The sequence below is a fragment of the Bacillus sp. E214 genome (genome assembly GCF_008087365.1).
GTDB lineage: Bacteria > Bacillota > Bacilli > Bacillales > Pradoshiaceae > Pradoshia.
The window spans coordinates 540641-561513 of sequence record NZ_VENN01000002.1 but is presented as its reverse complement, the minus strand read 5'-3'; the positions used below and the strand labels follow the sequence as shown (position 1 = coordinate 561513).

Genomic DNA, 20873 nt, shown 5'->3' with positions numbered 1-20873 from the left:
AACTACGCCATAGGTAGGGTATAGGTGATTCCCCTTCAACTTTGGAGACGATAAAAAAAGAATCCGAAAATAAATTCGGATTCTTAATATAGTGGAAAGAGTTGTCTCAGTATTAACCGATAGAACCTTCCATCTCAAATTTAATTAATCTGTTCATTTCAACTGCATATTCCATTGGAAGTTCTTTTGTGAACGGTTCAATGAATCCCATAACGATCATTTCTGTTGCTTCCTGTTCTGAGATACCGCGGCTCATTAAATAGAAGAGCTGCTCTTCAGATACTTTGGAAACTTTCGCTTCATGCTCAAGTGAGATATTATCATTGTGGATTTCATTGTATGGAATCGTATCAGAAGTTGATTGATTATCCATAATGAGTGTATCACACTCGATATTAGAGCGTGCTCCATCAGCCCTTTTACCAAAGTGCACAACCCCACGATAGCTCACTTTACCGCCATGCTGAGAAATTGACTTAGATACAATCGTAGAAGATGTATTTGGAGCTAAGTGAATCATTTTAGCACCTGCATCCTGGTGTTGACCTTTACCTGCAATAGCAATGGAAAGCGTCATACCACGGGCACCCTCACCGCGTAAAATACAAGCTGGATATTTCATGGTAAGCTTGGAGCCGATGTTTCCATCTACCCATTCCATTGTACCGTGAGCATCTACTACTGTACGTTTAGTAACAAGGTTATATACATTGTTTGCCCAGTTTTGGATTGTTGTGTAACGGCAATAAGCATTTTCTTTAACAATGATTTCAACAACAGCACTGTGAAGTGAATTTGTTGTATAAACAGGAGCCGTACAGCCTTCTACATAATGTACGGACGCATCTTTATCAACGATGATTAAAGTACGCTCAAACTGACCCATGTTTTCAGAGTTAATACGGAAATATGCTTGCAATGGTGTATCTACTTTAATACCTGGTGGGACATAGATAAATGATCCACCGGACCAAACTGCAGAGTTCAATGCAGCAAATTTATTATCAGATGGCGGAATTACTTTAGCAAAGTGTTCACGGAAAAGATCTTCATTTTCACGTAAAGCGGAATCTGTATCTTTGAATACGATTCCCATTGCTTCCAGGTCTTCCTTCATATTATGGTACACAACCTCGGATTCATATTGAGCTGATACACCGGCTAGGTATTTTTGTTCAGCTTCAGGAATACCAAGTTTATCGAATGTACGTTTAATTTCCTCAGGAACTTCATCCCAAGATTTCTCAGACTTCTCAGATGGTTTTACATAATACGTAATCTCATCAAAGTTTAAGTCTGAGAGATTGCCTCCCCATTGTGGCATTGGCATTTTATAAAAATGTTCAAGAGACTTCAAGCGGAAGTCAAGCATCCATTGTGGTTCGTTCTTCATACGAGAGATTTCTTCAACAATCTCTTTAGTTAAACCGCGTTTAGAACGAAAGATGGAAACGTCCTTATCATGAAAGCCATATTTATAATCACCGATATCAGGCATTTTTTTAGCCATCGATCGCTTCCTCCTTCTTACTTAGTTTTAGCTGTTTTTCACTCTCAGCTAAAACATGTCATTTTAGTTTTCGTTAAGCCCTTTTTCCATAGCTTTCCAAGCAAGTGTCGCACACTTAATACGTGCTGGAAATTTACTCACACCTTGAAGGGCCTCTATATCACCAAGATCAAGATCGCCTTCGTCATATTCCTTGCCCTGTATCATGTTCGAAAATATACCAGCAAGCTTTAAGGCTTCCTCACTACTTTTGCCTTTTACGATTTGAGTCATCATGGAAGCTGATGACATAGAGATGGAACAACCTTCTCCATCAAACTTTGCATCTTGCACAATACCATCCTCTACTTTAAGTGTAAGATGAATACGATCTCCACAAGTAGGGTTATTCATATCTATCACAAGACTGCCGTCTTCTAGGCTTCCTTTATTCCGTGGATTTTTATAGTGATCCATGATCACTTGCCTGTAAAGGGTATCTAAATTATTAGAAGCCATTACTGAAATACTCCTTTGTTTTAACGAGTCCTTCGACTAAACGGTCGATATCTTGTTCTGTATTATATACATAAAAACTTGCTCTCGCCGTAGACGAAGCTTTTAACCATTTCATAAGCGGTTGTGCACAGTGATGCCCGGCACGAATAGCTATTCCATCTGCATCCAGAACGGTAGCGACATCATGCGGATGAACATCCTCAAGGTTAAAAGTTACTACACCAGCTCTTGATTCCGGATTTTTAGGTCCATAGATTTGGAGCCCCTCTATACTTGATAATTTATCAAGTGCATAAGCAGCAAGCTTATGCTCATGCGCCTCTACATTATCAAGACCAATCTCATTCAAGAAATCAATTGCAGCTCCAAGTCCAATGGCACCTGCAATGATTGGAGTACCGCCTTCAAATTTCCAAGGCAGCTCTTTCCATGTAGAATCCTGCAATCCTACAAAATCAATCATCTCTCCGCCAAATTCGATTGGTTCCATATTCTCGAGGTATTCCTTTTTCCCGTACATGACACCAATGCCAGTTGGTCCACACATTTTATGTGCAGAAAAGGCAAAGAAATCACAGTCAAGATCCTGAACATCCACTTTCAAATGCGGAGTGCTTTGCGCACCATCTACAACCATTACTGCTCCATTTTCATGGGCAATTTTCGCAATTTCTTTAACCGGATTGATGACACCAAGCACATTCGATACATGCATAACTGAAACGATTTTCGTGTTTGAAGTAATCACTTCTTTGACTGTTTCAAGTGAAATAGTACCGTCTTCTTCAAGCGGGATATATTTCAATGTCGCACCGGTTGCTTTAGCTACTTGCTGCCATGGAATGATATTACTATGATGTTCCATCATACTGATAACAATTTCATCACCAGCTTTTAGGTTAGCTTTCCCGTAGCTGGCAGCAATTGTATTAATCGAAGTCGTTGTCCCTCTTGTAAAGACAACTTCTTCGATGGATTTCGCATTAATGAACTTTCTTACCTTTTCACGTGCTCCCTCATAAGCATCCGTGGCCATCGTTCCAAGTGTGTGAACACCACGGTGTACATTAGAGTTATACCGCTTGTAATACTCATCAATAGTCTGAATAACGGATGCTGGCTTCTGCGAAGTTGCGGCACTGTCCAGATATACTAATGAATGACCATTGACTTTCTCATTTAAAATTGGGAAAAGTTCTTTAATATTCGTTGGAATCATTATTTAACTTTCCTTTCAATTACCTCAGTCAACTGCTTTTTAACAGCTTCAACAGGTAATTGATTTACTACTGGGGCAAGGAACCCATGGATAATTAAACGTTCTGCTTCTGTTTTACTGATCCCTCTGCTCATTAAATAATAAAGCTGAATTGGATCCACACGGCCTACAGAAGCTGCGTGTCCAGCTGTTACATCATCTTCATCAATTAACAGAATAGGGTTTGCATCCCCACGTGCTTTCGGACTAAGCATTAATACTCTGGATTCCTGTACAGCATCAGCTTTAGTGGCACCATGTTCAATCTTACCGATACCATTAAAAATGGAGGATGCTTCATCCTTCATAACACCGTGCTTCAGGATATATCCATTTGAGTTTTTACCAAAATGAACAACTTTAGTTGTAAAGTTTTGAGTTTGTTTACCAGTACCAACCACTACTGTTTTAGTATCACCATATGAACCATTACCATGTAGGTTTGTAATATTCTCTGAAATAGTATTACCATCGTTCATTAAGCCCAATGCCCATTCCACTCGTCCATCATTTCCTACATATGCATTACGGTTTACATAGGTTTTCATATCTTTAGATAATGTATCAACTGCACCATATTTAACGACCGCATTGTTGCCGACGATAACCTCAGAAATGATATTTCCAATAGTCTCTTTGCCGTCAACCAATGAAATATAGTTTTCAACGTACGTTACGGAGCTGCTCTCTTCAGCAACAACAAGTACGTGATTATATAATTCAGTCTCCGCATTATCAATCATGAAGATAGCCTGGATGGGTTCTTCAATAACCACGTTGCGTGGGATATAAAGAAAAGCTCCACCATTAAAGAGTGCTGCATGTAAAGCTGTAAGCTTATTCGTTTTTACAGGAACACTTGTAGTCATGAAGTATTTTTGCAAAAGTTCAGGATGTTCTTTAGCAGCAGTCCTGATATCTGTAAAAATAACACCTTTATCTTTAAGTTCCTGAGATACTGTCAAATAAGCAGCTGTATTGTTTCGTTGTACATACAAACTTCTGTTCTCATCAGGATTGATCAGCTTTTTCACGTCTTCAGCAAGTTCATCAATAGATGTAAATGTCTCGCTTGTAACGGAGTTCACTTTCATATCCTCTAATTGCCATTTATCAATCTTCGTTTTATCAGGTCTCGGCATAGGTAGCTCAGCTGAGGCAGAAAGGGCGTCTAAACGGAAGCTTTCAAGCCAGGCAGGCTCACTATGTGCTTTTGAAAAAGATGATACAACATCTTTTTCGAGTAATGTAGTTTCGATTGTCATAACGATCCTCCTATTGCTTATGCTTCAATTCCTACTGTTTCGTCTTCAATACCTAATTCTTTTTTAATCCAGTCATATCCTTCTGCTTCTAAGCGTTGCGCTAGTTCTGCTCCACCGGATTTCACGATTTTACCTTGCATCATTACGTGAACATAATCTGGAGTAATGTAGTTCAATAAGCGTTGATAGTGAGTAATCATTAGGCAGCCAAAATCTTCGTTTCTCATTTGGTTGATTCCTTTGGAAACAACTTTCAGCGCATCAATATCTAAACCGGAGTCGATTTCATCAAGAATCGCAATGGCTGGTTGCAGCATTAATAATTGAAGAATTTCATTACGTTTCTTTTCACCGCCGGAAAAGCCTTCATTTAAATAACGTTGAGCCATATCTTGATCCATTTCTAATAGATCCATTTTTTTATCCATTTCTTTAATGAATTTCATTAAGGAAATTTCGTCTCCTTCTTCACGTTTACTGTTAATAGCAGAACGCATGAAGTCGGCATTAGTAACCCCAGTAATTTCACTTGGGTATTGCATTGCTAAAAATAGACCGGCACGAGCACGTTCGTCAACTTCCATTTCAAGAACATCTTCACCGTCCATTGTGATGGAACCACTTGTTACTTCATATTTTGGGTGACCCATGATAGCAGATGACAATGTAGATTTTCCTGTACCATTTGGCCCCATAATTGCATGGATTTCTCCACCTTTAACTTCAAGGTTTACCCCTTTAAGAATCTCTTTACCTTCTATTGAAACATGTAAATCTTTAATTGTAAGAACTGAACCAGCCATTCTTATACCTCCAATATATAGTCATCTAAAGTTTTAGATTATTTCTATTCTCAATTTATTCTCATTACAATCTTATAACAAATCAAATCTAGATTCAACTTTTTGAAACGAGAAAATTACATAAAATGGACATAATATTTTAACATAATACTTAGCTTTACTGACATTATAATGTTAATTTTCACGAAAGAAAAGAACCAGCATGATCTTTACCAACCACCCTGATTTTAAAGACGGCAGTAACATTTTTGCACTAATTGAAAACATAAAAACAGGTAGAAGGAGAAATTGATTTTTCTTCCGCTACCTGTTTTTATGATTATCACTTTTAGAATTATTCACTTTATCACTTGATTCATTTACCCATGTACTCTTCTATTCACATCATTTAAGATTTGATTACTCTTCATATAACTACGTTCACGCTTCTCTTCTACTTTCATACGCACTTCAAGATTCTGACTGTAAACTTCATAGCCAACTCCATGTGCCTGCCTCATCGCTTTTTCCATTTCATCTGTTACTCTAAGCTGTAACTGATTGTCAAAGATAATGAATCATTCCTTTCCATTTATTATAATAAGGGTATCACTTTGCAGAAGAACCCTCAAAGTCTATATACCACACTGAGCACATCTTAAAAGTGATATTGCGTATTTCTTCTAGGAAATCCTTGATTATCCTGAAAAATAATACCAGAGAAGAAAATAATTCATTGGAAAAGCATCTTATAATACACCTATTATATGACAAAAAAGGTGCAGCTAAATGAATAGCTGCACCTTTTTTGTCTATTATTTATTTGATGGGATAACGGACCCTTTGTAGTTTTCATTAATGAAATCCTGGATATCTTTAGAATGAAGAACTTCAACCAATGTTTTAATTTCTTCCTTATTCTTATCCTCAGATCTAACAGCAATAATGTTTACGTATGGATTATTATCAGCACTTTCCAATGCAATCGCATCCTCAGCTGGTACAAGATCCGCTTCAATGGCATAGTTGGAATTAATCAGTACTGCATCGCCTTCATCATTATTGTAAACCTGCGTAAGCATAGGTGCTTCAATATCCGTTTTAAACTTTAAATTCTTCGGATTTTCCGCAATATCATCCACAGTTGCTTTAGTTTTATCAATGCCTTCTTTTAGCTTTATTAAGCCTTCTGTTTCCAGCATAGATAACATACGTCCATGATCAGCTACTGAGCTGCTCATAATGATGCTTGCGCCTTTTGGTAGGTCATCCAGGCTGTCGTATTTTTTAGAATAAACACCAATCGGTTCAATATGGATTCCGCCTGCATTGGCGAAATCATACCCATTATCCTTCACTTGACTCTCAAAATAAGGGATGTGTTGGAAATAGTTAGCGTCAATTGAGCCATCTTCCAATGCTTTATTCGGCATTACATAGTCTGTAAATACTTCAACTTCAAGTTTAATACCTTTTTCTTCAAGAAGAGTTGCTGCTTCTTCCAATATTTCTGCATGTGGAACATTTGATGCGCCAATTTTAATCGTTTTTAGTTCTTTGTCCCCGGAATTGGATTCATCTCCTGATCCACCGCAGGCTGCCAATAATAGGGTTAATCCTAAAACAAGTATGAACGATAACTTTTTCACTTTGGTTTCCTCCCTAGCGCTTATCTAATTTTCTTGTTATAAAATCTCCAATAAATTGGAGAATAAACACAATAATCAATACTAAAATAGTAGCAACAATCGTGACATCTGTCTGTCCGCGGCTAAACCCTTCCAAATAGGCAAGGTTTCCAAGTCCGCCCGCACCAATCATACCTGCCATCGCTGTATAACCTACAAGCGCAATTGCCGTAACTGTGATACCAGAAACAAGTGCAGGCAGAGATTCAGGAATTAGCACCTTCCATATGATTGTAAAGGAAGTGGCCCCCATCGATCTTGCTGCTTCGATTACACCTTTATCAATTTCACGCAATCCAATCTCAACCATTCGCGCATAGAATGGAGCAGCACCTATAATTAAAGCTGGCAAAGCCGCATTGACACCGATAATACTTCCTACTAATGCCTTTGTGAAAGGAATTAACAACACGATTAGAATAATGAATGGAATGGAACGGAATATGTTAACGAAAGCACCTACAATTCCGTAAATCACTTTGTTTTCCCACATATTCCCCTTTGAGGTCAAGAATAATAGCAGACCCAATATAATTCCAAGGAAAAAAGTTGCGATTAATGAGACACCTGTCATATACAAGGTTTCCCATGTCTTTTCATAAATTCGTTCCCAAACTACATTTGGTAATAATGTTTCCATCATTCTGAAATCACCTCCACACCAATTTCCTGATTGTGGAGATAGTCAATCGCTTTCGCCACTTCAGCAGCATCACCGTCTACATGAATAAATAACGTTCCATAGGACCCGTGCTGAGTCTGCGAAATTTTACCCTGTAATATGTTTACATTGATTTTGTAAGAGCGGATAACCTCTGATAAAACAGGGGTTTCAGCTGATTCGCCAATAAAGGATAATTGTACAACTTTCCCCGTCGGATATTCAGCAAGCAAATGCTCAATCGTCTCTTTCGTTTCTTCTGGCTCAGTCACTTGCTGTACAAATCGTTTAGTAATCGGAGCATTTGGTTTTTTAAATACATCAAGTACTTTTCCGCTCTCGACCACTTTCCCCATCTCCATCACAGCAACGCGATGACAGATTTTACGAATAACATGCATTTCATGTGTAATTAATACGATTGTCAAGCCAAGTCTTTTATTTATATCAACGAGCAAATCCAAAATATCGTCTGTAGTCTGAGGATCAAGTGCTGATGTCGCCTCGTCACAAAGAAGAACCTGTGGATTGTTCGCTAATGCGCGCGCTATACCGACCCGCTGCTTCTGACCGCCGCTCAACTGAGATGGATAAGCATTTTCACGGCCATCTAATCCTACCAGACTTACAAGTTCCTTCACTCTTTCTTTACGTACCTTGCTTGGTACGCCCGCAATTTCTAAAGGAAACTCTATATTTTCGCTGACTGTCCTTGACCAGAGGAGATTAAAGTGTTGAAAAATCATACTTATTTCCATTCTGGCTTTTCTTAATTCAGCGCCTTTTATAGCAGCCATATCTTTGCCTGCCACCAAGACACTGCCTTCTGTTGGCTTCTCTAAACCGTTCAGCATTCTAATGAGGGTACTTTTTCCCGCACCGCTGTACCCAATAATTCCAAAGATCTCGCCTTTTTCAATAGATAATGAGACTTGATCCACTGCTTTGACAGCTGATGAACGTTTAAATGTTCCTGAGAAGGTCTTCGATACATCACGTAATGTAATCATGAAAAGTTCACCTGCTCTTTCTATCAACCTATAATTAAAGAATAACTTCAGTTAAACAAAAATGCCTTTCTGCGGAGGCAGAAAGGCATGATTTATTTATAACATGTTCCTTTCTCTCATCTCCCAGGATTTATTATCCTGTGTGAATTGGCACCTTTTCAATCATAAATGATTGCCGGTTGCCGGGCGTCAAAGGGCACTTCCCTCGGCCTCTCTTGATAAGAGTACTTAAACTATTCAATTAAATCTAACTGTCTGCTATCCTATCATGTTGAAGAAAGAACTGTCAACACCAAAGTCTGCATAGCATGTTCAATATTTATTTCACAACCACCTCAGTGGAAGCTATACCTGTTGCTTTTTCAATCGCAAGCTCCAATTCTTCAATTAGATCTTCTGCATGTTCAATTCCAACAGACAGTCTGATTAAATCCTCCTGTACACCTGATGCTTTTAATCCCTCTTCACTTAGTTGCTGATGAGTCGTGCTTGCCGGATGGATAATTAGGCTCTTTGCATCTCCCACATTGGCCACATGGGACCACAGTTCAACGGAATCAATCAGTTTTTTACCTGCCTCACGTCCACCCTTTATTCCAAAAACAACGACTGCTCCAGCACCTTTGGGTAAATATTTCTTCGTTTTTTCGTAATCAGGGTGATCTGAATCTCCTGGATACAAGACCCACGATACAGCCGGATGCTGTTTTAAATAGTCAACTATTAATCTCGTATTGGCTACATGCTCCTTCATCCTCACATGCAGAGTTTCCAATCCGAGAATAAATTGAAAGGCATTGTACGGGCTTAAGGAAGGACCTAAATCTCTCAACAGCTGAACTCTGGCCTTCACAATAAATGCTGCTGCACCAATTGCTTCACTGTAAATCAGATCATGATAGCTTGGATCGGGTTCAGTAAAGCCCGGAAATTTAGATGAATTCCAGTCAAACTTCCCTCCATCGACTATGACCCCGCCTAATGTGGTTCCATTTCCAAGCAGCCATTTCGTAGCTGAGTGTACGACGATATCCGCTCCAAACTCAATCGGACGGGATAAATAAGGAGTTGCAAATGTATTATCAATGATTAACGGAATTCCAGCTTCATGAGCAATTTCCGCCACCCGTTCAATATCAAGAACCTGCAGGCTTGGATTTCCAATCGTTTCTCCAAAAATAGCTTTGGTCTTTGATGTAATCGCTTCTCTAAAATTTTCAGTGTCACTTGGATCCACGAACCTTACGTTAATACCATACTTAGGGAGAGTATTGGCAAATAAATTGTAGGTTCCGCCGTATAGAGTGGACGCAGAGATAATTTCATCACCTGCTCCCGCAATATTTAGGATTGAGAGTGTTATAGCTGCAGCACCACTTGATACCGCTAAAGCTCCAATGCCACCTTCTAATTCTGCTATACGTTCTTCGAATACACTTGAAGTTGGATTATGGATTCTAGTATAAATATAGCCAGTCTCAGCTAATCCAAATAAATCCGCAGCATGATCTGTGTCTTTAAATAAATAAGCATTCGTCTGGTAAATCGGCACGCTTCTCGCTCCAGTTACCGAATCCTGCTGCAATCCTCCGTGTATACCTACTGTTTCAAACCGATACTTCTTTTCTTCATTTGCCATTCTACATCTCTCCATTTCATTTTAAGTAGAGAAGTGAGTAAATGAAAAAACCTCTTCACATAAGAAGAGGCAGGCATTTTCCATCTCTCCTTATCTCCCGGATTTATTTGTATCCGCAGGAATTGGCACCGTGTATTATAAAAATACCGGTTGCCGGGCTTCAACGGGCCAGTCCCTCCACCTCTCTTGATAAGAACAAAGTATTAAGTTGTTAAAACTATAGCATATGGAAAAATATGAGTCAATTGATTATTCAGAATTTTTGAATTAAATAACGAGGAGCTTCTTTTACTATAATAAATGCCTCCAGTTAGCCACTTAACAATCGTCTAATCGGTTGAGATTACAGGCTATTATAGAGAATTCTACAAATCAATTAAAACTTCTGACATAGACAGCGTAAAATAGAAACAGCACCTTTAAAAGATTCTAGTTAAATATTCATCGACATATTTCCTGAGAAATAACTGCTCTTATTCTGTAATTCTCTTTAATTGATCAACAAGATAGGGAACTGAGTGGAAGGCATAGATTTTCTCGATTAGCTGGTTATCCTTGATTAAAATGAGGCATGGTACACTTTGAATTTGATATTCTTCTGCAAGTTCCTTAGCATAGTTAAGATTGACTTTTTCCAAAGAGGCATTTGGGAGGACTTCCTTTGCAATATCAAGCATTTTACCTGCTAATTGACATGTTCCGCAAAGAGGAGTAAAAGTATAGATCGCTTTATTTATCGTGGTTTGATTGTTCATTTTTCATTACATCCTTCATTTGTTTTAAAAATTCGGCTTTTACATCTATATTGGCTGCCAAAAGAACCGTTGCTAAATGATATCTTGGCGCATTAGCAACTTCACGGTATGTACGATCAATATATATGTGAGATGCATTTGGCATTTCTCGTCTTAACTGTTTTCTCAGCTTTTCTCCGGATTCATCTGCATCAGCCAAAATATACACGTCTCTCTGTTCAAGTTCGTCTACTAATTCATCCATTTTCGATAGACTGATGGTTCCATTTGTACATCTTATATCGACAGATTCGTTAAGTACAGATTGTATTTTTTGGCGGTCGGTAGAACCTTCCACAATAATTACTTTCTCACTTTGAGCATCCTGCATGATTGATCACCTTTTATTAGGAGAGTACGTTCTATGTGATTGGACAATTGCCTTCGTCTTTTTCATTATATGTATCTTACCCTAACATAGTGGAAAGTAACAATTGATCTAAAAACATAATAAAAAGGAAAGAAGCTGACGAATGACCCCAAACTTCTCCCCTCTATTGACTACTCTTCTTTAGTCGCTGTTTCGTATTGGCCAGCATCCATTAATTCATCATATTCGCTGATTTCGGATGGTTCAACAACTACCATCCATGCTTTTTCATATGGAGATTCATTAACATATTCTGGACTATCCGCTAATTCTTCATTTACTTCAACAACTGTCCCACTGATTGGCGCATACAATTCAGATACTGTCTTAACTGATTCTACACTGCCAAACGGTTCATTACGGGTCAATTGATCACCTATTTCCGGTAGTTCCACAAATACGATGTCTCCCAATTCTTTTTGAGCAAAATCAGTTATTCCAATTCGAATCTTACCATCCTCTTGTTTAACCCATTCATGCTCAGCTGTATAACGTAATCCCGCTGGAATGCTCATGATTTAATCCCCCCAAAATGTATGTATGGTTCCTATTTATCATGACATCAAACTGGTTATTTGACAATTGTTTCATGCCCAGATTTTCTGGTAATTTACCTCTTTGAATCCTACTGTTACTTTTTCTCCATCAAATGCGATTGGGCGCTTGATTAGCATCCCGTCTGATGCAAGCAAGGTAAGAATTTCATCTTCAGACATATCCTTCACTTTATCTTTTAACCCAAGTTCTCTGTATTTCATCCCACTTGTGTTAAAAAATTTCTGAAGAGACAATTCACTTTTTTGATAAATTATTTCTAGCTCTTCTTTCGATGGAGGATTTTGCGCTATATCAACTTCTTGATAGGATATTCCCTTTTCATCAAACCATTTCTTTGCTTTTCTGCATGTCCCGCATTTAGGATACCAGTATAATGTAATCATCGTTTTATCACCTCAATTGAAGCATACCACATTTTTTCATCTATCTTAAACGGATATACTTCTGCTCTAGAAAAGGTAACAGGTCTAACATAGCGGGAAAAGAAAAAGCCTGGTTTTCACCAGGCCTCCATAGTATAAAGGATTAAACAGTGTAACGCTCAGCATCAACTAACTTTTCTGAAGCTTCACGTTTAAGTGCGATTACATTGATTGGTGTGAAACGTGTGAATTTACGTAAAGCTGATGTCATCATACGTAATGTATCACCAGTTTCTGTTGCCACTAATGTTTCTTTAGCATGCTTCTCGATTTCGCCAAATGCTTCCTGGCAGAAGATTTGAGTATAAAGAAGTTTTTGTTTGTTCTTTTCTAAGCCATCTTTTTTGATTGCTTTTTCTGTACGAAGAACAACTGATTCCATCGCATAAACGAAAGAAGCAATATCCGCAATATTAACAAGAATTTCTTGTTCTTTTTCCAGCTCAGTACCATATTTTTGCGCAGCCAATCCTGCAATCATAATACCAATCTTCTTAGCATTTTTCACAAGATGTTTTTCTTGATCAAGCGGCTCTGTACCTGGCTCTTCAGGCATAAGCATCATGAGTCCTTCAGACAGCTCCTGTGCTTTTTGTAATAACGGCAATTCACCTTTTATAGCTTTTTTCAGGAATGTACCTGGTACAAGCAGACGGTTAATTTCGTTTGTTCCTTCAAATATACGGTTAATACGAGAATCACGGTACATTCTTTCAATTTCATACTCAGCCATAAATCCATAGCCTCCATGAAGCTGAACCGCTTCATCCACAACATAATCTAAAACCTCGGAAGCAAAGAACTTATTTAAGGAGCATTCGATTGCATATTCAGCAATTGATTTTGCTACTTCTTTCCCATCTTTTACTTCTTCATCACTTAGGCGGCTCATTCTTTCCTCGAATAAACCAACTGTCCTATAGACGGAACTTTCAGCTGCGTATATTTTGGAAGCCATTGTAGAGAGCTTTTCTTTTGTTAAATTAAATGAAGAGATTGGTGTTTTAAACTGTTGGCGTTGATTAGCATACGTAGCAGCTAATTCAAATCCTCGTTTGGAAGCACCAACAGCTCCTACTCCCAATTTATAACGACCGATATTCAAAATGTTAAAGGCAATTACATGACCTCTTCCTGCTTCTCCCAATAGGTTCTCAACAGGTACTTCTGCATCCTCAAGAATTAATGTTCTAGTTGAAGAGCTCTTAATCCCCATTTTCTTTTCTTCCGGTCCAGTAGACACACCTGGATACTCTCTTTCTACGATAAATGCAGAGAATTTGTCACCGTCGATTTTTGCATATACGACAAATACATCAGCAAAGCCTGCATTTGTAATCCATTGTTTTTCACCATTTAAGACATAGTGAGTTCCTGCTTCATTCAATTTTGCTGTTGTCTTTGCGCCAAGTGCATCAGAGCCTGAGCTTGGTTCTGTTAAGGCATAGGCTGCTAGCTTTTCCCCGGTAGCCAATAATGGAAGGTACTTTTGTTTTTGTTCTTCGTTACCAAACAAAACGATTGGCAAGGAACCAATACCAACATGTGCTCCATGAGAAATAGAGAAGCCTCCTGCACGGGATAGTCTTTCTGATATAAGGGCGGAACTAACTTTATCCAAGCCTAATCCACCGTATTCCTCCGGTACATCTGCGCCCAATAGACCCAGTTCTCCAGCTTGTTTCAATAGTTTTACAGAACGGTCAAACTCATGATCCTCTAAATATTCCACCTGAGGCAATACTTCATTTACTAAATAATCCTCAGTCGTTTTTGCAATCATTTTATGCTCATCTGTATAGTCCTCAGGTGTAAACATATTCTCTGCTTCAATATCCTCAATTAAAAACGCTCCGCCTTTTAACACTTCTTCTGTTTGATTAGCCATTTTTCTTCCCCCTTATTTAGAGATGACTGGGCTCTCGTTGCCAATCATCTCATCGCTTATAACTTTTTATGCTAATAATTCAAATACTCCAGCCGCGCCCATTCCTCCGCCAATACACATCGTTACGACTCCAAATTGCTCATTTCGTCGTTTCATCTCGTGAAGGAGACTCAAGGTTAATTTAGCTCCAGTACACCCAAGTGGATGTCCTAATGCAATGGCACCGCCATTTACATTCACCCTCTCCTCATCCAATCCAAGTTGACGAATTACCTGAATGGATTGGGAAGCAAACGCTTCATTTAATTCGAACAATCCAATATCAGATAAACTTAAGCCTGCCAGTTTAAGAGCTTTAGGAATTGCTTCTACCGGACCGATTCCCATAAGTTCCGGTGGCACTCCTGCGACTGCAAAAGAACGAAATTTTAAAAGTGGCTTGAAGCCATCCGCCTCGGCTTTTTCCCGATCCATCAGTAATACCGCTGCTGCTCCATCACTGGTTTGTGAAGCATTCCCGGCTGTTACTGTTCCTGTGAGTGAAAATGCAGGCCTCAGTCTAGCAAGCACTTCCGTTGTTGTCCCTTCTCGTACTCCTTCATCTGTTGTAAATTGAACGGAGCGCTCTTTTAATTTATTGTCTGATCCTACTTGACGAAAAGTGACATCAACAGGAACGATTTCATCTTCAAATTTTCCATCCCGAATGGCCTGTGCTGCTTTTTGGTGACTGCGTACTGCAAAGGCATCCTGGTCTTCACGGGTAATCCCAAATTTCTTAGCAACTTCTTCAGCCGTATGTCCCATACCCATATAATATTCAGGAGCTGCTTCTGCCAGTTTCGAATTGGGACGAACTACATGTCCCATCATCGGAACCATACTCATCGATTCAACCCCACCGGAAATGACCGTTTCAGAATGTCCGAGCATAATTCGCTCTGCTCCATAAGCAATGGATTGCAGTCCTGATGAACAGTAACGATTGATCGTTATAGCGGGTACATTGTATGGTAAACCTGCCAAGGCACCGATATTACGAGTCACATTGAGCCCTTGCTCTGCTTCAGGCATAGCGCATCCAAAGATCATATCATCAATTGGTCCATCGTAATTTTCTGCTCGTTTTAGCGTTTCCTTTACTACTAATGCACCTAAATCATCTGGTCGAACATTTGCAAGAGTTCCTTTTTTGGCTCTGCCTACCGGGGTTCTGGCTCCGGCTACAATCACTGCTTCTCTCATGCCAATCCTCCTCTTAATCACTCAAAATACGGATCTATTAATTGCGTAATGGTTTTCCTTTAACAAGCATATGTTGCATGCGCTGCTGTGTTTTTCCTTCTTGGACAAGGCTGATAAATGCTTCTCTTTCTAAATCAAGTAAATACTGTTCATCTACTTCTGTTCCATAAGGCACTTTACCGCCAGCTAAAACATAGGCAATTTTTTGGGCAATCTTCAAATCATGCTCTGAAATATAGCCTGAATACAGCATGGATTGCGCTCCTAGTAACAGAGCCGCATAACCAGGTTCTCCTGATACCGGAATTTTTTTGCGCACCGGTGGCTTATAACCAGTATCATGTAAAGCAATAACAGCCTGTTTCGCATCGTATAACTGATGATCCGGATTAAAGCTGATTCCATCGTTACTATTCAGGAAGTTATTCTCTCTTGCTTCATCAGCGGAAGTAGATACTTGGGCAGTAGCAATCGTTTCAAACACTTTAATAGCAACTTTAGTAATATCGAAATCAATACCATTCGGTAAGCTATCCAGATGTTTAATATACAGCTCTTTATTTCCGCCTCCGCCAGGCAACAAACCGACACCCGTCTCAACCAATCCTATATATGACTCAGATGATGCCTGGATTTTTGCGGCTGGCAAGCAAATTTCAGCTCCTCCGCCAAGCGTCATATTAAATGGCGCAGCGACAACCGGTTTATTGCTGTATTTAATATTCATCATTGCTTGCTGGAATTGATGTGTAATCATTTCTACATCAAATATATTGTCGTCCTGTACTTCCATTAAAATCATGGCCAGGTTGGCTCCAACGCAGAAGTTTTTGCCCTGGTTTCCGATAACTAATCCTTTGTAGTTTTTATCCACTTCTTCAATTGCATAATTGATCATTTGAATAATATCAAAGCCAATCGCATTATTCGGAGAATGGAATTCTAGCAAAGCCACACCATTACCAATATCAATCAGGCTCGCACCGCTATTTTTCTTAATGACCCCTTTTTGTTTCTTAATCAACTTCAGATTTATGATTTTTTCGTTTACTTCAACCTCTTGATATTCACCATTTGCATAATAAAGGGTTCCGTTATCCCCTTCTTTATAGAAGGTTGTGTTACCGTTTTCAATCATTTGTGTGATCCATTCAGGAATATTGCGTCCTTCCTCCTGCATCCTGGCAACGGATTTCTCTAGGCCAATTGCATCCCAGGTTTCAAATGGTCCAAGCTGCCAACCGAATCCCCATTTCATGGCCTGATCGATTGCAACAATATCATCGGCAATGTCGCCAAGTAGTTCTGCTGAATAGAGTAAAGTAGGGCTGATTACATTCCATAGCAATTCACCGACACGATCTTTCGCATAAATAAGCGCTTTCAATTTTCTCGCGGCGCCTTTCTCCTGCTTTACCATATCAAGCGAAGGTGCTTTTAGCTTTTTACGCTCTACATATTCCAAAGTGGATGGGTCAAGCTCCAGTATTTCTTTCCCTTTTTTCAGGAAGAATCCCTGCCCTGACTTACTTCCCAACCAGCCGTTATCAAGCATCTTTTTCATAAATTCAGGTACTTCAAATACAGATTTTTCTTCCTCATTATCTACATTGTCATAAACATTTTTAGCTACATGCGCGAATGTATCCAGTCCCACTACATCCAGCGTACGGAAGGTTGCACTCTTTGGACGGCCAATTAAAGGACCAGTTACAGAATCTACTTCCCCGACACTGTAGCCGCGCTCCATCATTTCACGAACAGTTACCAATAAACCGTAAGTCCCAATGCGATTACCGATAAAATTCGGGGTATCTTTAGCAATTACAACCCCTTTTCCTAAAACATCTTCTCCAAATTGTTTCATCGCTTTAACTATTTCAGGCGATGTTGCTTCTGTCGGGATAATTTCCAAAAGCTTTAAATATCTAGGTGGATTAAAGAAATGAGTGCCAAGGAAATGTTTGCGGAAATCTTCTGAACGCCCTTCCGCCATTGCCTCAATGGAAATTCCGGATGTATTTGAACTAATAATACTGCCCGGCTTTCTATATTCGTCAATTTGTGAAAACACACTTTGTTTAATATCAAGTCTTTCAACAACGACCTCAATAATCCAGTCGCAATCATTAATTTTTGACAAGTCGTCTTCAAAGTTTCCTGGCTCAATTAAAGATAAATTTTTCTTGGAGGTTAACGGTGCAGGTTTTTGTTTAAGTAGTTTTTGAATGGACATTTGAGCCAATCGATTACGGACTTGCTTGTCTTCAAGAGTTAGCCCCTTTTTTCCCTCATCCGCGGTAAGTTCTCTTGGAACAATATCCAATAGCTTAACCGGAATTCCAATGTTGGCTAAATGTGCTGCAATCCCTGAACCCATGACACCTGATCCAAGTACAGCTACTTTTTTAATTTTAAGGTTCAACATTAATCCCCCTTTAATTTGAATGAATACTCATTCATTTTTATGACAAAAAAATATGGAATAAAAATCCTACATCTTTAACTATAAAAGATTTTCGAAAATTCCGCAATTAAAAAAGCCATAAAAATGGTAATTTGTTAGAAAGTTTTTATTTGGTCAAACTACTACTGGAGGTGAATTTAATGGCGAAGCTTAAAAAGAATCCAAGCAAAGAAGGAGTCAGTGCGGCAAGTGTAAAAGGCAATGCTGGTCCGCACCATGAAAAACATTATAATAAGGTAAACAGCCAAAATAACCAGTTTAAAAAATAGTCTGCACCTGTTTTATACTATGTACAAGGCGTACTTTTTCGCTCCTATTAAACGCACATAAAATACCCCAAATCTAATGATTTGGGGTATGTGTTTCATCATTATGCCATTACTGTCTCTTCCTGCATAGATATAATCGTTCCCGCATTTCCTTTCAATGCATCTAATGCTTTTTCGAGAGATGTAATAATAGTAGTACGGCCAGGTCTTGATTCTGCAAATTGAATAGCAGCTTCTACTTTAGGAAGCATACTGCCCGGTGCAAAGTGACCTTCTTCAGCCAATGCCTTTATTTCATTGGTTGAAATAGATTCCAGTTTTTGCTGATTAGGCTGATTGTAGTTTATGTAGATATTGTCTACAGCAGTCAAAATAATTAATGAGTCTGCATCCACTAATTCTGCTAACTTCTCAGAAGCAAAATCCTTGTCGATTACTGCCTCAACACCAATCAACTCGTCGTCAGATTGCATAACTGGGATACCGCCGCCTCCTGTAGAAATAACAATTTTTCCACTTTCCACAAGACTATTAATGCTCTTATGCTCCAGGATGCTGACCGGTTTCGGTGAAGGAACGACTCTTCTCCAACCTCTGCCTGCATCTTCCTTAAAGGAAGCACCAGTCTCCTGGATCAATTTCATCGCTTCCTCTTCTGTATAAAAAGGACCAATCGGTTTTGTAGGATTCTTGAAGGCGCCATCGTTTTCATCAACTACGACCCTTGTTACAATGCCCACTACATCTTTATGAATTCCTCTTTTGCTTAGGGCTTTGTCCATGGCATTTTCCAACCAGTATCCAATCATACCTTGTGACATCGCTCCGCAAGTATCAAGTGGCATTGCTGGATTTTTCTCTGAATCAGCCGCTTTTTGCTGAAGAAGGATATTTCCTACTTGTGGACCATTACCATGCGAAATGATAATATCCATTCCATTTTCAACAAGCGTTGCAAGCTGTTCAGCTGTCTTTTCTAGTGCCAGCTGTTGAGCCTTTGCACTGGCATCTCCGGATTGAATGGCATTACCGCCTAAAGCTATCACTACTTTTTTTCTTTCCATAGTTGATTCAATACCTCCAAAAATCAGTCTGTATTTAGAACTCATTAAATGGAAATAGTTCCATTGATCAATCCAACAATCGCCATACCGGCAAATACAACAAACGCTGCTGCAATAGCCAATTCTGTTTTCGTAAATACTTGTTTAATATTCGCTTCTTTCTGTACAGCTCTGTAAATCAGGATACCTGGTGCATATAAAAGCATAGTTAATAGTAAGTATCCAATACCGGCTGCATAAACCATCCAAACACCATATACACTTGCCACAATACCAACAATAATGTTTTTCACGCGATCTGCGGCAGTATCTTGTAAGGAATATTTCAATTGATAGAATGCTGTAAATGCATACGGAATTAAAATAGCTGAAGATGCCAATGAAAATGCAAAGTTATAAGCTTGCTCAGATACAAGGAATGTCAATAGGAACACTTGAATCAGACCATTTGTAATCCATAAAGAATTAGACGGAGCCCCATTTTTATTAACTTTTGCAAACCATTTAGGGAATAATTTATCCTTACCTGCTAAGTAAGGAATCTCGGATGCCAGCAATGTCCAGCCCAACCAAGCACCTAGGACAGAGACTATTAATCCAAGATTGATGAATGTTGCTCCCCATGGACCTACCATTTCTTCAAACACATATGCCATAGACGGATTAGCCAAACCGGCTACTTCTGCACGATTCATTGCACCGATAGACATAATATTAATTAATACGTAAATGATTAACGTACTAATCAAACCAATGACAGTCGCTTTACCAACATCCTTTTTGTCTTTCGCACGGCTGGATAAAACAACCGCTCCTTCAACCCCAATGAACACCCAAAGTGTTACAAGCATAGTGCTCTTTGTTTGGGACATAACATCACTAAATTTGAAGCCAGCACCAGTTCCCCAGAAGTCGTCTAAGAAAATATCCGCATTAAAAGCAAAAATACCAATAATGATAAATAGGAAAATAGGAACTAATTTTGCAATTGTTGTTATTGTATTTACAAGTGTTGCTGAGTGAACTCCTCGTAAAACTAAAGCATGCACAGCCCATAGCAATACGCTGGCACCAATGATTGCAGCTATGTTTTGTCCACCTTCAAACATAGGGATAAAGTAACCAATGGAAGAGAACAAAAGTGTAGCGTATGCTACGTTACCTAACCATGCAGACAGCCAGTAACCCCAAGCACTGTTGAATCCCATAAATTTACCAAATCCAGCTGAAGCATAGCTGTAAACTCCACCATCAAGATCCGGTCTTTTATCATTCAAGTTTTGGAAAGATAACGCTAGCGCGACCATCCCTATACCAGTAATTGTCCATCCTAAAATAATTGCACCGGGAGAAGCTGCACCAGCCATATCTGAAGCAAGGTTAAATGCTCCTCCTCCAATCATAGAACCTATAACAATGGCAATTAAGGCAAATAAGCCAATCTTTTTATCTTCTGCCATTTTTTCTTCACCTCGTTAATTTGAT

The 20873-nt window shown here is 39.1% G+C and carries 20 protein-coding genes and 2 riboswitches; of the genes, 1 reads left to right on the top strand and 19 read right to left on the bottom strand.

The window, feature by feature from the left end:
• Positions 1-112: 112 nt before the first annotated feature.
• The 17 genes from sufB to FHY47_RS11805 all read right to left on the bottom strand — a co-directional run bounded on the left by sufB (position 113) and on the right by FHY47_RS11805 (position 18016).
• Complete coding sequence (gene sufB / locus FHY47_RS11880) at positions 113-1510, bottom strand: Fe-S cluster assembly protein SufB (protein ID WP_140461727.1); 1398 nt, start codon at positions 1508-1510, stop codon at positions 113-115.
• Between the two features lie 63 nt (positions 1511-1573).
• Positions 1574-2008 carry a Fe-S cluster assembly sulfur transfer protein SufU gene (gene sufU, locus FHY47_RS11875; protein ID WP_066106504.1) on the bottom strand — a complete coding sequence of 145 codons (435 nt, stop codon included), beginning with the start codon at positions 2006-2008 and terminating at the stop codon, positions 1574-1576.
• Positions 1998-3227: a cysteine desulfurase gene (locus FHY47_RS11870; RefSeq protein ID WP_140461728.1), complete on the bottom strand. Its 1230-nt coding sequence runs from the start codon at positions 3225-3227 to the stop codon at positions 1998-2000. The genes sufU and FHY47_RS11870 overlap by 11 nt, the downstream gene beginning before the upstream one ends.
• Positions 3227-4531, bottom strand: a complete 1305-nt coding sequence (sufD, locus tag FHY47_RS11865; RefSeq protein ID WP_066106498.1) for a Fe-S cluster assembly protein SufD — start codon at positions 4529-4531, stop codon at positions 3227-3229. Before sufD ends, FHY47_RS11870 begins: the two co-directional genes overlap by 1 nt.
• Positions 4532-4548: 17 nt before the next feature.
• On the bottom strand, positions 4549-5334 hold the full coding sequence (gene sufC, locus FHY47_RS11860; RefSeq protein ID WP_066106490.1) for a Fe-S cluster assembly ATPase SufC: 786 nt from the start codon (positions 5332-5334) through the stop codon (positions 4549-4551).
• Between the two features lie 359 nt (positions 5335-5693).
• Positions 5694-5846 carry a YuzK family famiily protein gene (locus FHY47_RS18975; RefSeq protein WP_175354290.1) on the bottom strand — a complete coding sequence of 51 codons (153 nt, stop codon included), beginning with the start codon at positions 5844-5846 and terminating at the stop codon, positions 5694-5696.
• 282 nt (positions 5847-6128) lie between these two features.
• Complete coding sequence (locus FHY47_RS11855) at positions 6129-6962, bottom strand: MetQ/NlpA family ABC transporter substrate-binding protein (RefSeq protein ID WP_066106487.1); 834 nt, start codon at positions 6960-6962, stop codon at positions 6129-6131.
• 13 nt (positions 6963-6975) lie between these two features.
• Complete coding sequence (locus tag FHY47_RS11850) at positions 6976-7644, bottom strand: methionine ABC transporter permease (protein WP_066106484.1); 669 nt, start codon at positions 7642-7644, stop codon at positions 6976-6978.
• Positions 7641-8672, bottom strand: a complete 1032-nt coding sequence (locus tag FHY47_RS11845) for a methionine ABC transporter ATP-binding protein (RefSeq protein WP_066106481.1) — start codon at positions 8670-8672, stop codon at positions 7641-7643. Before FHY47_RS11845 ends, FHY47_RS11850 begins: the two co-directional genes overlap by 4 nt.
• Before the next feature lie 113 nt (positions 8673-8785).
• Positions 8786-8897: riboswitch (SAM riboswitch) on the bottom strand.
• A 94-nt stretch (positions 8898-8991) separates the two neighbouring features.
• Positions 8992-10311, bottom strand: coding sequence for an O-acetylhomoserine aminocarboxypropyltransferase/cysteine synthase family protein (locus tag FHY47_RS11840; RefSeq protein WP_066106478.1), 1320 nt, complete (start codon positions 10309-10311; stop codon positions 8992-8994).
• Positions 10312-10398: 87 nt separating this feature from the next.
• Positions 10399-10507, bottom strand: a riboswitch (SAM riboswitch).
• Between the two features lie 277 nt (positions 10508-10784).
• The gene (locus tag FHY47_RS11835) at positions 10785-11066 is read right to left on the bottom strand and encodes a thioredoxin family protein (protein ID WP_140461729.1); all 282 of its coding nucleotides are present in this window, start codon (positions 11064-11066) and stop codon (positions 10785-10787) included.
• The gene (locus FHY47_RS11830; protein WP_066106472.1) at positions 11041-11436 is read right to left on the bottom strand and encodes a toprim domain-containing protein; all 396 of its coding nucleotides are present in this window, start codon (positions 11434-11436) and stop codon (positions 11041-11043) included. The genes FHY47_RS11835 and FHY47_RS11830 overlap by 26 nt, the downstream gene beginning before the upstream one ends.
• Positions 11437-11606: 170 nt before the next feature.
• Complete coding sequence (gene gcvH, locus FHY47_RS11825) at positions 11607-11990, bottom strand: glycine cleavage system protein GcvH (protein WP_066106469.1); 384 nt, start codon at positions 11988-11990, stop codon at positions 11607-11609.
• Positions 11991-12062: 72 nt separating this feature from the next.
• Positions 12063-12416, bottom strand: coding sequence for an arsenate reductase family protein (locus FHY47_RS11820; protein WP_066106466.1), 354 nt, complete (start codon positions 12414-12416; stop codon positions 12063-12065).
• A 142-nt stretch (positions 12417-12558) separates the two neighbouring features.
• A complete protein-coding gene (locus tag FHY47_RS11815) occupies positions 12559-14343 on the bottom strand; it encodes an acyl-CoA dehydrogenase family protein (protein ID WP_148630703.1) in 1785 nt (594 codons plus the stop codon).
• Between the two features lie 66 nt (positions 14344-14409).
• Positions 14410-15588, bottom strand: coding sequence for an acetyl-CoA C-acetyltransferase (locus tag FHY47_RS11810; protein WP_140461732.1), 1179 nt, complete (start codon positions 15586-15588; stop codon positions 14410-14412).
• 37 nt (positions 15589-15625) lie between these two features.
• Positions 15626-18016 carry a 3-hydroxyacyl-CoA dehydrogenase/enoyl-CoA hydratase family protein gene (locus FHY47_RS11805; protein WP_395940469.1) on the bottom strand — a complete coding sequence of 797 codons (2391 nt, stop codon included), beginning with the start codon at positions 18014-18016 and terminating at the stop codon, positions 15626-15628.
• A 179-nt stretch (positions 18017-18195) separates the two neighbouring features.
• Between FHY47_RS11805 and FHY47_RS11800 the strand changes: the two genes are divergently transcribed.
• The gene (locus FHY47_RS11800; RefSeq protein ID WP_077248114.1) at positions 18196-18324 is read left to right on the top strand and encodes a YuzL family protein; all 129 of its coding nucleotides are present in this window, start codon (positions 18196-18198) and stop codon (positions 18322-18324) included.
• 101 nt (positions 18325-18425) lie between these two features.
• Here the strand turns inward: FHY47_RS11800 and arcC are convergent, their stop codons facing one another.
• Both arcC and arcD read right to left on the bottom strand, forming a co-directional pair.
• A complete protein-coding gene (gene arcC / locus FHY47_RS11795; RefSeq protein ID WP_066106453.1) occupies positions 18426-19388 on the bottom strand; it encodes a carbamate kinase in 963 nt (320 codons plus the stop codon).
• Positions 19389-19432: 44 nt separating this feature from the next.
• The gene (arcD, locus tag FHY47_RS11790) at positions 19433-20848 is read right to left on the bottom strand and encodes an arginine-ornithine antiporter (RefSeq protein WP_066106450.1); all 1416 of its coding nucleotides are present in this window, start codon (positions 20846-20848) and stop codon (positions 19433-19435) included.
• Between the last annotated feature and the right edge of the window lie 25 nt (positions 20849-20873).

What these genes read in the sequence shown, in the direction of transcription:
- sufB (WP_140461727.1), bottom strand. Translation starts at nt 1,510, where the DNA reads ATGGCTAAAAAAATGCCTGATATCGGTGATTATAAATATGGCTTTCAT.
- sufU (WP_066106504.1), bottom strand. Translation starts at nt 2,008, where the DNA reads ATGGCTTCTAATAATTTAGATACCCTTTACAGGCAAGTGATCATGGAT.
- FHY47_RS11870 (WP_140461728.1), bottom strand. Translation starts at nt 3,227, where the DNA reads ATGATTCCAACGAATATTAAAGAACTTTTCCCAATTTTAAATGAGAAA.
- sufD (WP_066106498.1), bottom strand. Translation starts at nt 4,531, where the DNA reads ATGACAATCGAAACTACATTACTCGAAAAAGATGTTGTATCATCTTTT.
- sufC (WP_066106490.1), bottom strand. Translation starts at nt 5,334, where the DNA reads ATGGCTGGTTCAGTTCTTACAATTAAAGATTTACATGTTTCAATAGAA.
- FHY47_RS18975 (WP_175354290.1), bottom strand. Translation starts at nt 5,846, where the DNA reads ATGGAAAAAGCGATGAGGCAGGCACATGGAGTTGGCTATGAAGTTTAC.
- FHY47_RS11850 (WP_066106484.1), bottom strand. Translation starts at nt 7,644, where the DNA reads ATGATGGAAACATTATTACCAAATGTAGTTTGGGAACGAATTTATGAA.
- FHY47_RS11845 (WP_066106481.1), bottom strand. Translation starts at nt 8,672, where the DNA reads ATGATTACATTACGTGATGTATCGAAGACCTTCTCAGGAACATTTAAA.
- FHY47_RS11840 (WP_066106478.1), bottom strand. Translation starts at nt 10,311, where the DNA reads ATGGCAAATGAAGAAAAGAAGTATCGGTTTGAAACAGTAGGTATACAC.
- FHY47_RS11835 (WP_140461729.1), bottom strand. Translation starts at nt 11,066, where the DNA reads ATGAACAATCAAACCACGATAAATAAAGCGATCTATACTTTTACTCCT.
- FHY47_RS11830 (WP_066106472.1), bottom strand. Translation starts at nt 11,436, where the DNA reads ATGCAGGATGCTCAAAGTGAGAAAGTAATTATTGTGGAAGGTTCTACC.
- gcvH (WP_066106469.1), bottom strand. Translation starts at nt 11,990, where the DNA reads ATGAGCATTCCAGCGGGATTACGTTATACAGCTGAGCATGAATGGGTT.
- FHY47_RS11820 (WP_066106466.1), bottom strand. Translation starts at nt 12,416, where the DNA reads ATGATTACATTATACTGGTATCCTAAATGCGGGACATGCAGAAAAGCA.
- FHY47_RS11815 (WP_148630703.1), bottom strand. Translation starts at nt 14,343, where the DNA reads ATGGCTAATCAAACAGAAGAAGTGTTAAAAGGCGGAGCGTTTTTAATT.
- FHY47_RS11810 (WP_140461732.1), bottom strand. Translation starts at nt 15,588, where the DNA reads ATGAGAGAAGCAGTGATTGTAGCCGGAGCCAGAACCCCGGTAGGCAGA.
- FHY47_RS11805 (WP_395940469.1), bottom strand. Translation starts at nt 18,016, where the DNA reads ATGTTGAACCTTAAAATTAAAAAAGTAGCTGTACTTGGATCAGGTGTC.
- FHY47_RS11800 (WP_077248114.1), top strand. Translation starts at nt 18,196, where the DNA reads ATGGCGAAGCTTAAAAAGAATCCAAGCAAAGAAGGAGTCAGTGCGGCA.
- arcC (WP_066106453.1), bottom strand. Translation starts at nt 19,388, where the DNA reads ATGGAAAGAAAAAAAGTAGTGATAGCTTTAGGCGGTAATGCCATTCAA.
- arcD (WP_066106450.1), bottom strand. Translation starts at nt 20,848, where the DNA reads ATGGCAGAAGATAAAAAGATTGGCTTATTTGCCTTAATTGCCATTGTT.